Origin of the sequence: Aquimarina latercula DSM 2041 (assembly GCF_000430645.1) — a bacterium.
GTDB classification, from domain to species: Bacteria; Bacteroidota; Bacteroidia; order Flavobacteriales; family Flavobacteriaceae; genus Aquimarina; species Aquimarina latercula.
Genome location: NZ_AUMK01000013.1, coordinates 92,775 through 104,706 on the forward strand (window position 1 = coordinate 92,775; position 11,932 = coordinate 104,706).

General features: G+C 32.9%; 9 protein-coding genes. 8 read left to right on the plus strand and 1 reads right to left on the minus strand.

Translation table 11 applies throughout. From position 1 onward, the window contains the following. The first annotated feature begins 158 nt into the window (after positions 1-158). Together ruvB and H526_RS0113210 are read left to right on the plus strand one after the other, a co-directional pair. Positions 159-1,181: a Holliday junction branch migration DNA helicase RuvB gene (gene ruvB, locus H526_RS0113205; protein ID WP_027393439.1), complete on the plus strand. Its 1,023-nt coding sequence runs from the start codon at positions 159-161 to the stop codon at positions 1,179-1,181. Positions 1,182-1,206: 25 nt separating this feature from the next. After that, positions 1,207-2,535, plus strand: coding sequence for a cytochrome P450 (locus H526_RS0113210; protein WP_035085551.1), 1,329 nt, complete (start codon positions 1,207-1,209; stop codon positions 2,533-2,535). Positions 2,536-2,561: 26 nt separating this feature from the next. On the opposite strand, the gene H526_RS0113215 is transcribed toward H526_RS0113210, so the two are convergent. Then, positions 2,562-3,194 (minus strand): hypothetical protein, encoded by a 633-nt coding sequence (locus H526_RS0113215; protein WP_027393441.1) that lies wholly within the window; start codon positions 3,192-3,194, stop codon positions 2,562-2,564. An 88-nt stretch (positions 3,195-3,282) separates the two neighbouring features. Here H526_RS0113215 and H526_RS0113220 point away from each other — a divergent pair, with 88 nt between their 5' ends. The 6 genes from H526_RS0113220 (at position 3,283) to ruvA (ending at position 11,924) form a co-directional block, all read left to right on the plus strand. Continuing rightward, a complete protein-coding gene (locus tag H526_RS0113220) occupies positions 3,283-3,726 on the plus strand; it encodes a GNAT family N-acetyltransferase (protein WP_027393442.1) in 444 nt (147 codons plus the stop codon). Positions 3,727-3,954: 228 nt separating this feature from the next. Next, a complete protein-coding gene (gene queG / locus H526_RS0113225; RefSeq protein ID WP_035085553.1) occupies positions 3,955-4,881 on the plus strand; it encodes a tRNA epoxyqueuosine(34) reductase QueG in 927 nt (308 codons plus the stop codon). 199 nt (positions 4,882-5,080) lie between these two features. Further along, positions 5,081-6,799, plus strand: a complete 1,719-nt coding sequence (locus H526_RS0113230) for a sodium:solute symporter (protein ID WP_027393444.1) — start codon at positions 5,081-5,083, stop codon at positions 6,797-6,799. Positions 6,800-6,901: 102 nt separating this feature from the next. Beyond that, positions 6,902-8,758 (plus strand): trehalase family glycosidase, encoded by a 1,857-nt coding sequence (locus tag H526_RS0113235; protein WP_342667688.1) that lies wholly within the window; start codon positions 6,902-6,904, stop codon positions 8,756-8,758. Positions 8,759-8,897: 139 nt separating this feature from the next. Then, complete coding sequence (locus H526_RS0113240) at positions 8,898-11,210, plus strand: NADP-dependent malic enzyme (RefSeq protein ID WP_027393446.1); 2,313 nt, start codon at positions 8,898-8,900, stop codon at positions 11,208-11,210. Between the two features lie 132 nt (positions 11,211-11,342). After that, positions 11,343-11,924: a Holliday junction branch migration protein RuvA gene (ruvA, locus tag H526_RS0113245; RefSeq protein WP_027393447.1), complete on the plus strand. Its 582-nt coding sequence runs from the start codon at positions 11,343-11,345 to the stop codon at positions 11,922-11,924. Positions 11,925-11,932 lie beyond the last annotated feature (8 nt).

The window sequence follows — 11,932 nt, forward strand, 5'->3', positions numbered from 1 at the left end:
CAAGGTATAATTTTAAGCTATTTCATTTGTTATATATTGAATTTAATAATTAAGTGGGTAAAGCATTGTTATATTAAAGCCGATCTTTCTTTTTCTAGTATATTTGTTTATGCGGTTAATATAATTCAGAATTCACTTTAAAAAATATACTTTTAGTAATGAACGAAAATTTGAATCCTTCAAGTGAAAATTACTCTAATGAAGATCTTGATATAGAAAGAGCATTAAGACCTCTTGCATTTGAGGATTTTGCGGGACAGGATCAGGTTCTTGAGAATCTAAAGATTTTTGTGCAAGCTGCTAATTTAAGAGATGAAGCTTTGGATCATACACTGTTTCATGGCCCTCCAGGTTTAGGTAAAACTACATTAGCGCATATTTTAGCCAATGAATTAGGAGTAGGTATAAAGGTAACATCCGGGCCAGTTTTGGATAAACCAGGTGATTTAGCAGGTTTGTTAACCAATCTTGATGATCGAGATGTTTTATTTATAGATGAGATTCATCGATTAAGCCCAATAGTTGAAGAGTATTTATACTCGGCTATGGAGGATTATAAGATTGATATAATGATTGAAAGTGGTCCTAATGCAAGAACAGTACAGATTAATTTAAATCCTTTTACATTAGTTGGAGCAACAACTAGGTCAGGTCTTTTAACAGCACCTATGAGAGCTCGTTTCGGAATTCAATCTAGATTACAATATTATACAACCGAATTACTTGCCACGATTGTCGAAAGAAGTGCTCATATATTAAATGTTCCTATTTCATTAGAAGCGGCTATAGAAATAGCAGGTCGCAGTAGAGGGACTCCTAGGATTGCTAATGCGTTATTGCGTAGAGTACGTGATTTTGCACAAATTAAAGGTAATGGTAAGATTGATATAGAGATTTCTAAATTTGCTCTTAAAGCGCTCAATGTGGATGCTCATGGACTAGATGAAATGGATAATAAAATTCTTACGACATTAATAGATAAGTTTAAAGGTGGTCCGGTTGGGATTACTACGTTGGCTACAGCTGTAAGTGAAAGTGCTGAAACTATTGAAGAAGTTTATGAACCTTTTTTGATTCAACAAGGGTTTATTATGAGAACACCAAGAGGTCGAGAGGTTACAGAAGCAGCTTATAAACATTTAGGACGAGTAAAAGGAGGAATCCAAGGAGGATTGTTTTAGTCTCATAATAAAAAGTATTAAAAATATGCCAGTCCCTAAAGTCTCTTTTTTTAAAGTTCTTAAGAATGCTAAAAATATTCTTAGTAACCCATTGCCATTTCATAATAAGAATTTTGAAAAACATGGAGATATTTTCGAAGTTAATTTAGGATTTGGTAATTCTGTTATTTTTACCAGAGATGCAGGTTTTGCAAAACATATGTTGCAAAATCAACATAGAAAATATTATAAATCTCCACTACAAACTAAAGACTTAGGAAAGTATATAGGTAATGGTTTGTTAACTTCCAATGGAGATCATTGGTTAAGACAACGGAGACTGATACAGCCAGCATTTTATAAAAAGAAAATAGATGTAATTGCAAAAACCATTAGAGAAACCATATGCGAAGAACTGTCCAGAATAGAGCCTAATGTTTCTATGGATATTTATCCATTAATGAATGATTTGGCTTTTAAGGTAGTAGCAAAATCATTGTTTAGCTATACCGATACTGGGAATACTATGGCTAGATTACAACATATAACGGAAGCTGCGCAAAAATCCTTAATTAGAGAAATTAGACAGCCATATAAAAGATGGTGGTTTTATCTTAGTGGTCAAATAAAAAGCACACTTACGTTAACCCAGGAAGCAAGAGATATATTGAATACCATTATTGAAGAAAGACGAAGATCTGAAGATACATATGATGATCTTTTGGACATGTTGTTAAGTTCTAAATATGAAGATGGTAGTTCGATGGATAATGAAAGATTGATAGATGAGATATTGATTTTGTTTGTTGCAGGACACGAAACTACTTCTAATGCATTATCTTTTTGTTTAAGCTTGTTGGCATTACATCCCGAAATTCAGGAATCAGCATATACAGAAATTGCGAAATATGACGGAGAAGAATTATCCTTAATGGAGCAATTCGAGAAGAGTAAATATGTTGCTCAATGTATTGAAGAATCTATGCGTTTGTACCCGCCAGCATATTTCTCGGATAGAGTAAATATTGAGAAAGATGAGTTTAATGATATAGAATTGTCAAAAGGTACGACAGTGCTTATCTCATTTTTTGAGATACATAGACATAAAGATTTCTGGGAGAATCCTACTGTTTTTGATCCAGATCGTTTTCATCCTGATAATAAAAAGAAATATTCTGATTGGTATTTTCCTTTTGGTGCAGGACCAAGGATGTGTGTAGGTAGTAATTTTGCGATGTATGAAATGATTTATGCAGTTAGTGAATTAATCAGAAAATATAAAATTTCTACATCCATATCAGAAATTGAGATTAAGCCATTGATTACTTTGAAACCAGTAAATGCAATTCTGAAGTTTACTCCAAGAAATAAATAATAAATCAGTAGTATCTTTAAAAAGAATTACCATAGATGGAACAAACATCCGAGTGTTCTATGGTAAGTGATTAGTTTCTTTTCAGCCTTTCGTAATTGGTTATATTTGTCAAGAATTTCGACTGCAGCCTCCTTACATGGTGCTTTTTTGTAAAGGGTAAGCTTATTTAAATAAGCATCTTTAATCCAAGACTCTCCATCACTTGGGAGCATTCTTGTAAAACAATTTAATGAATTCATTTTGGGACTAAAAATACTTAGGTCCTCTTGAATCTCTGTAATTTTCTCAGCTCCAAATTTTTGAACATTTTTACTTTCAAAACTTTTTGTGTTGTATTTAATGATATAGTTGAACACAGCATTTGTTTTTAGTGAGTCATTCTCTATATAATAATATTCAAGAATTGTATCCTCATAAGCGTGGGGCTTATAGGCGTGAATAATAAAACGAAGTTTTTCATTTTCTCGATAGTAGTCGATGGTTCCGAAGAAATTTTCGGAGCACTTATATCTCTTATATGTATTATTAATTGTTGAATCTTTGCTAGCAATACGGTGTAAGAATTCAAAATAGTTATCTTGTTCAGAAGCTGGAAATTCTTGTTGACAATAACCAAAATGTATAATAAAAAAGAAAGTATATAAAAAGAGTTGTCGCATGTACTTGAATAATTGATGTCTAAAGATACAATTTGCCAAATGAATATAGAGTTGTTTTATCTTTGTGTTGTATGTAAGTCAAGTAAATATGAAAACAGTCACAGTAGTTCAAGCTGACAAAAATGAAATCGAGTGGATTAATTCGAAGTATGCTGAAATTGGTTTTGTAAAATCTAATTACTATAGTGAATTTATTGTTATTGCTAAGGTCGGGAATAATAACGCTGGACTTGGAAGGTTAGTAAAGATTGATGAAAACAATATCGAACTTGGGGGGATTTATACATTTCCTGATTTTAGAGGTTTAAAGGTTGCTGAAAATATTGTGAGCAATCTATGTGACAAAAATCCTTATAAAGAGTCTGTAATTTGGTGCTTACCATTTGAAAATCTACTAGGTTTTTATTCCAAATTTGGATTTAAGAAACATCAAAAAGAGGTTGTTCCTCAAGAAGTGAATGAAAAACTGGAATGGTGTAACTCGGACGATAAGTACGAAAAAGAAGTAATACTTCTTTGTAAAAAGAAATAAGCTTACAAGCTAAACTATAGTTCCCTGATAGAGAGGTTAGTTTTCAGCCAAAAGATTAGGGGTTATTTGCAAATTATCCAAATCTTTATGATTTGGTATTAATAAGAGAAGAATAAAAAAAAATAAAATAAAGAAAATTAACTTATAGCTAAACCGGAAGTAATCGTTTATTTTATAGACAACTTGCCATATATTTAAAGCTTTCAAAAACGTTTTGATATACTGCTTATGATTAATAAATCTGAAACATATGCATCTTTGATAAAAGCCGAAGCTAAACGCCTTGGTTTTTTATCTTGTGGTATAAGCAAAGCAGAGTTTTTAGAAGAAGAAGCACCTAGGTTAGAAAAATGGTTGCATAAAAATATGAACGGGCAAATGTCATATATGGAGAATCATTTCGACAAACGGCTCGATCCGACAAAGTTAGTTCCGGATTCTAAAAGTGTAATATCATTACTTCTTAATTACTTTCCTTCCGAGACGCAAAAAGATTCAGATGCTCCTAAGATTTCCAAATATGCTTACGGTCAAGATTACCATCATGTGATTAAATCAAAACTGAAACAACTCCAAGAATTTATTTCGGAAGAGATAGGCGATGTCTACGGAAGAGCTTTTGTTGATTCCGCTCCAGTATTGGATAAAGCTTGGGCAGCAAAAAGTGGATTAGGATGGATTGGTAAAAATAGTAACCTGCTTACTCAAAAAGTTGGGTCATTTTATTTTATAGCAGAATTGATTATTGATTTGGAGTTGGTATATGATACACCCGTTACAGATCATTGTGGAACATGTACTGCTTGTATAGATGCATGTCCTACTCAGGCTATTGTAGATCCATATGTGGTAGATGGTAGTAAATGTATTTCTTATTTTACAATTGAATTGAAAGAAGAGATTCCTTCGGACTATAAGGGAAAATTTGATAACTGGATGTTTGGTTGTGATATATGCCAAGATGTATGTCCTTGGAATCGTTTTTCTAAATCACATAGTGAACCGCTTTTTAATCCTAAACCAGAATTGTTAGAGATGACAAAGAAAGATTGGGAAGAAGTTACCCAAGAAGTTTTTTCTAAAGTTTTTCAAAAATCCGCAGTGAAACGAACTAAATTTTCTGGCTTACATAGGAACATCCAGTTTTTAAAATAAATATGTTGATTGTTTGACGATTTGATAATACAAACGGTTGTATATATTGTTTTACCTGTTTTTGGTATCAAAACGTTAATAATTTTTTAAGAAACTTGTATATTCATTGGATTTTTAGCTAAAATATTGACTAATTTTAACTTGTCTTATTGTTTAAGTTAAGATTCTAATACAGTATCAAGTACTAAACATTTCACACATGAATGAATTATCTTATATCGACATTACAGTAATTGTAGTGTATCTCATCGGAATTATTATATACGGAATATCAAAATCAAAAAGGGGAAGTTCAGAAGATTATTTTTTAGGCGGAAGAACAATGACTTGGCCAATTGTAGGTATTGCATTGTTTTCTGCAAATATTTCTAGTTCTACCTTAGTTGGACTTGCATCTGATGCTTATCAGACCAACATTAATGTTTATAATTATGAATGGTATGCGGTTGTAGTACTGATTTTTTTCGCAATATTCTTTCTTCCTTTTTATTTACGATCCGGAGTTTATACAATGCCAGAATTTTTAGAGCGAAGATATGATAAGAGGTCTCGTTATTATTTTTCATTTATCACCGTAGTCGGTAACATTTTAGTGGATACTGCAGCGGGACTTTATGTAGGTAAAATTGTATTGACACTATTGTTCCCATCCATGGATTCTACATTAATCTTGGTTATTTTGGCAGTTGCGGCTGCAGCATATACTATTCCAGGTGGATTGAATTCTGTAATTCAAACAGAGGTTATTCAGGCAATATTGCTTATTATTGGTTCCTGTCTGTTAACATATTTTGCTTTTGATCAATTAGGAGGAGGATGGTCAGGAATGATGGCAAAATTGGATACTATGTTATCTGCTGGAGATGTTAATTTTGGGAATCGCTTAGATGAAGGGAAATATATACCAGCCAATGCTGATGAAGTATTTAGTTTAGTCAGGCCTAGTAATGATGAGTTTATGCCTTGGTGGGGTTTGTTAACAGGAGTCCCTTTATTAGGGTTCTATTTTTGGGCAAATAATCAATTTATGGTGCAACGTGTTTTGGGAGCAAAGGACCTTAATCATGGTCGTTGGGGAGCATTGTTTGCAGGATTTCTAAAATTACCAGTGATTTTTATTATGGTGGTTCCGGGTGTATTAGCATTACTGCTATTTAGTACTTTGGATATTACTAGTTTGAACTATACGTTAACCGATGGAACTATTTGTAACAACCTTTCTGATTGTCCAAATCTTACATATCCAGTTTTATTATTTCAATTATTACCAGTGGGAGTGTTAGGTTTGGTAGTAGCAGGACTAATGGCAGCAATGATGTCATCCGTTTCTGCGACATTTAATTCTGCGTCAACTTTGGTTACTATGGATTTTGTGAAACAGCTAAAACCTGAACTTACCAGTAAGCAACTAGTGAGAGTTGGACAAATTACAACAGTCATTTTAGTAGTTTTGGCTATTTCTTGGGTTCCATTTATCGAAAGTGTAAGTGATTCTTTGTGGACGTATTTGCAGTTAGTGATTGCTTATACATGTCCTCCAGCAGTTTCTACTTTTGTATTAGGTCTTTTTTGGAAGCGGGCTAATGGAAACGGTTCAATTGTAAGCTTATTAACAGGTTTTTCTTTGGCTGTGTTTATGATTTTATCACAAACTTTTGATTGGATACCTGTTATAAATGAATTACATTTCTTGGCAAAAGCTACTTGGTTATTTGTTATATGTGTCATTCTTCATATGATTGTAAGTTTGATGACAAGAGCACAATCAGAAGAGCAAATAAAGGAGTATACTTATAAAAAGGAAATGTTTAAAGAAGAATCTAAGGAGCTAATAGGTTTACCTTGGTATAAAAATTATAGAATTTTATCTGTAATACTTTTGGTAATAACGGCTCTTGTAGTCGGTTTTTTCTGGTAAATTAAATAATTAAATATGCGAAATTTTAAGTTTAGGGTTCTAATTACGTGTTTACTTTCGGTACTCCTTTTTAATTGTAATAAAGATAAGAAAATTGAATATTTGGGTCATCAAAAAATACTTGACAAGTTGATTCTACAAGAAGATACAGATGGTGATAAGAAAATAACCATTGATGATAAAGGCCCCAAACAATTCGAATTTATTGATTCATATGGAGAAATAAACTTGATAGAAGGTACTTATCATTTGTCTAATTTGCTTCAGGAATTGGCTATTGCAGATCAGAACGATACTATTTCTTTGGATCGAATTATTGAGTCTCCAAGTAGTCGAATTTCAAGATTAATTAAAACTAGATATTGGGATAATCTAACAAGATCAGTGGATAAAAAAGGATTAGCAAAAGTATTAGAGGATACTAAATCAGAAACTGATACTTTTAGGCTTTATGTGCCATTTAATGATCAAGAAGCAATTACTTATTTCGAAACTATAAAATCAGATATTCCAAAGTTAAAAGTTATAACGCTACCAGAGAATATTACTCCGTCATATGTAAAAACATTAAATAAAGTTTCTGGAATATTAAATCTAGCCCATAAGATAGATGAAAGCGGAAATTATAAAGCAAAACCTTTCGTAGTTCCTGGAGGAAGATTTAATGAAATGTATGGCTGGGATAGCTATTTTGAGTCTGTTGGATTATTAATTGATGGTCGAGAAGATTTAGCCATGTCTATGGCAGATAATTTTGGGTATCAGATTGAACATTATGGTAAAATCCTTAACGCTAATAGAAGTTATTACCTTACCAGAACACAACCTCCATTTTTTAGTTCTTTAGTAAGAGAAATATATCAGAAGAATCCAAACGTATCAAGAAACTGGTTGTCAGATAATCTAAAAATGGTGATTAAAGAATATGAAACTGTTTGGTCAGAAAAAGATGTTCGTTTAACAAGTACTGGGTTAAGTCGTTTCTATGGAGAGGGAATTGGGATTCCACCAGAAACAGAAAAAGGACATTTTGATTTTATATTAAATAAGTATGCAGCAAAACATAAGCTTAATTTAGATGAGTTTGTAGAGAAATATGATTCAGGCGAAATTATAGATGAAGAACTTGATTTGTATTTTACCCATGATAGATCAATGAGAGAAAGCGGACATGATACTTCTAATAGATTAGATGATGTGTGTGTGCATTTAAATACTGTAGGGATTAATAGTCTTTTGTATAAATACGAACAGGATATAGCATATTTGATAAGAGAAGCATTTCAGGATAAGTTTAGTATTGATTCTAAAGAATTTTCATCTGACTTTTGGTTAGAAAAAGCAGGGAAAAGAAAAAAGATAATGAATGATCTGTTGTGGGATGAAGAAAAGAAGGTGTATTATGATTATAATTTTGTGTCTAAAACACAACAAAAGATAGAATCAGCAACTAATTATTATCCGCTTTGGGCTGGATTAAGTAGTAAAGATCAGGCTGCTTCTTTGGTAGAAAGTTTGTTTAATAATTTAGTTCAAAAAGGGGGTGTTGCAGCAACTACAGATATCTCTAATAAAGAAGATCCGAATGCACCACAACGTCAATGGGATTATCCTAATGGTTGGGCACCACATCAGATGATGATATGGAGAGGTCTTATAAACTATGGTTATGAAAAAGAAGCTCAAGAATTGGTTTATCGCTGGTTATGGATGATTACAAAAAACGCCGTTAATTATAACGGAACTATTCCCGAAAAGTATGATGTAGTAAAATGTACGCATAAAGTATATGCAGAATATGGCAATGTCGGGACAGAATTTGATTATATAACTCCAAGTGGATTTGGGTGGATGAACGCATCTTATCAATTAGGATTAAATATTTTAGATGAAAAACTAAAATCCCAATTAGATCAGTTAGTAGATCCTAACGATATATTTAGTAAAAGAGGTAAATAATTATATAATCTACAATATAATTCACAAAAAACTACAAAGTTTTTTGAAACCTTAATTTTTTTAAAGATTACCTAGTTTTGTCTTTTGCATCTCGCATAGACTTGTACCTTTGTATAGCACACAATTTTATTGATATAATATGAGTATCGAAAGTAAACGAAGAGAAGCGCTAATTTATCATGCGAAACCCACTCCTGGTAAAATCAAAGTAGTACCTACAAAAAAATATGCAACTCAAAGGGATTTGTCATTGGCATACTCTCCTGGTGTAGCAGAACCTTGTTTAGAAATTGAAAAAGATACAGCAAATGTATATAAGTATACTGCAAAAGGAAATTTAGTAGCGGTAATATCTAACGGTACTGCTGTTTTGGGACTAGGTGATATTGGTCCAGAAGCTTCTAAGCCTGTTATGGAAGGAAAGGGGTTGTTGTTTAAAATTTTTGCAGATATTGATGTATTTGATATTGAAGTTGACACTAAAGATGTAGATGCATTTATTGAAACAGTAAAAAATATAGCACCTACTTTTGGAGGAATCAATCTAGAAGATATTAAAGCTCCAGAAGCTTTTGAAATAGAGAGGCGTCTAAAAGAGGAACTAGATATTCCGGTAATGCACGATGACCAACATGGAACAGCTATTATTTCTGCCGCAGCCTTGTTAAATGCACTAGAAATCGCTGGAAAGGATATTGATAAAGTTAAAATAGTGGTTAGTGGAGCTGGAGCTGCAGCAGTTTCTTGTACAAGACTATATAAAGCTTTTGGAGCAAAAGCTGAAAATATAGTAATGACTGATAGTAAAGGTGTAATTCGTAAAGATCGAGATAACCTAACTCCAGAAAAAGCAGAATTTGCAACAGATAGAAATCTTGATACCCTTGCAGATGCTATGAAAGATGCTGATGTGTTTATAGGCTTATCTATGGCTAATTTAGTGGATCCAGAAATGTTGTTGTCAATGACTAATGACCCTATTGTATTTGCCATGGCAAACCCTGATCCAGAAATAAGATATGATTTAGCGGTACAAACGCGTAAGGATATTATTATGGCTACAGGAAGAAGTGACCATCCTAATCAGGTAAATAATGTTCTTGGTTTTCCATTTATATTTAGAGGAGCATTAGATGTAAGGGCAACTGGTATAAATGAAGAAATGAAAATGGCGGCTGTAAAAGCGCTGGCGGATTTGGCTAAGGAACCAGTGCCAGAGCAAGTAAATATAGCATACGGAGAAACTAGACTTAATTTTGGTAGGGATTATATTATACCAAAGCCTTTTGATCCTAGATTGATAGCCAAAGTTCCTCCAGCAGTTGCTAAAGCTGCAATAGAAAGTGGCATAGCTACAGAACCGATCGAGGATTGGGATAAGTATGAAAGTGAGCTCTTAGAACGAATGGGGAATGATAATAAATTGGTGCGATTGTTAATGGATCGCGCCAAGCTAAGCCCAAAAAGAGTTGTTTTTGCAGAAGGAGATCATTTAGATGTTTTAAAGGCAGCACAAACAGTAAAGGAAGAAGGAATTGCTTTTCCAATATTATTAGGTCGTAAAGATATTATTGCAGAGTTAATGAAGGAGCTTGATTTCGATCCTGCAGGAGTTACGATTATCGATCCTAAGGCAGATGAAGAAATTGATAGAAAAAACAGGTATGCTCAGAAATATTGGCAAGATAATAGCCGAAAAGGAATAACTCTTTATGGAGCTCAAAGATTGATGCGAGAGCGTAATTACTTTGCTGCGATGATGGTTAATGAAGGTGATGCGGATGCATTGTTGTCAGGATATTCTCGAAGTTATCCAACAGTATTAAAGCCAATATTAGAACTTATTGGATTGGCAAAAGGAGCTACTAGGATTGCTACCATGAATGTAATGATGACGAATAAAGGACCATTGTTTATTAGCGATACTTCTATTAATATTGATCCTACTTCTAAGGAGTTAGCGAAGATAGCTCAAATGACGGCAAGAACAGTAGAGATGTTCGGTGTTGACCCCGTTATAGCGATGATATCCTACGCTAATTTTGGATCTTCAAAACATCCTAATGCTTCTAAAGTAAAAGACGCAGTTTCATACTTACATCGTTATTATCCTAACTTAGTTGTAGATGGAGAATTGCAAATGGATTTTGCTTTAAATCGAGATATGCGAAAAGATAAATTCCCTTTCTCTAAGCTTAACGGTCGTAAAGTGAATACTTTAGTTTTTCCTAATTTAGATTCTGCCAACAGTACGTATAAAATGCTGAAAGAATTAAATAACTCAGAATCCATAGGACCGATAATGATGGGAATGAAAAAACCAGTTCATATACTTCAGTTAGGTGCTAGTGTAGAAGAGATGGTTAATGTAGCAGCGGTTGCTGTAATAGATGCCCAAGAAAAGGAAAAAAGAGAAAAAGAGATGTTCTCACTTACGTCGAGTGATGTATAGTTGTTAAGTGATATTTACAAAATTTTAATAGTAAAATAAGCTTCAAAAAATATAAGTTTTTGAAGCTTATTTTTTTAAACGGTTTTGTAGGATAATTTTCTTACTTTTGGATGCTTAACACTCATTTGACTAATGATTACACAAATCAAGGGGCGACTTGTAGAAAAAAATCCAACAGACGTAGTAATAGATTGTAATGGTGTCGGATATCTTTTACATGTTTCGTTACATACATTCTCATTAATTCCAGATCAGGAAGTTTTACAATTATATACACATTTACAGGTAAAAGAGGACTCTCATACATTGTTTGGTTTTGCAGAAAAATCAGAACGTGAGATTTTTAGACTTTTGATTTCTGTTTCCGGAATTGGGGCAAGTACAGCAAGAACTATGCTTTCTTCTTTGCATCCAGATCAGATAAAAGATGCTATAGCATCTAATGATGTAGGGACCATACAATCTATAAAAGGAATTGGAGCGAAAACGGCCCAACGTGTAATTATTGATCTAAAAGATAAAATTCTTAAAGTTTATAATATTGATGAACTTTCTGTATCCCAAAACAATACTAATAAAGATGAAGCGTTATCTGCATTAGAAACCCTTGGATTTAATAGAAAACAATCAGAAAAAGTTGTTGATAAAATTCTTAAGGTTAGCCCCGACGAAACAGTAGAAAATATTATTAAACAAGCACTAAAAAATTTATAAAAACATTG

Excerpts from the sequence above, each read along its gene's own strand:
- ruvB (WP_027393439.1), top strand. The coding sequence starts at position 159 with ATGAACGAAAATTTGAATCCTTCAAGTGAAAATTACTCTAATGAAGAT.
- H526_RS0113210 (WP_035085551.1), top strand. The coding sequence starts at position 1,207 with ATGCCAGTCCCTAAAGTCTCTTTTTTTAAAGTTCTTAAGAATGCTAAA.
- H526_RS0113215 (WP_027393441.1), bottom strand. The coding sequence starts at position 3,194 with ATGCGACAACTCTTTTTATATACTTTCTTTTTTATTATACATTTTGGT.
- H526_RS0113220 (WP_027393442.1), top strand. The coding sequence starts at position 3,283 with ATGAAAACAGTCACAGTAGTTCAAGCTGACAAAAATGAAATCGAGTGG.
- queG (WP_035085553.1), top strand. The coding sequence starts at position 3,955 with ATGATTAATAAATCTGAAACATATGCATCTTTGATAAAAGCCGAAGCT.
- H526_RS0113230 (WP_027393444.1), top strand. The coding sequence starts at position 5,081 with ATGAATGAATTATCTTATATCGACATTACAGTAATTGTAGTGTATCTC.
- H526_RS0113240 (WP_027393446.1), top strand. The coding sequence starts at position 8,898 with ATGAGTATCGAAAGTAAACGAAGAGAAGCGCTAATTTATCATGCGAAA.
- ruvA (WP_027393447.1), top strand. The coding sequence starts at position 11,343 with ATGATTACACAAATCAAGGGGCGACTTGTAGAAAAAAATCCAACAGAC.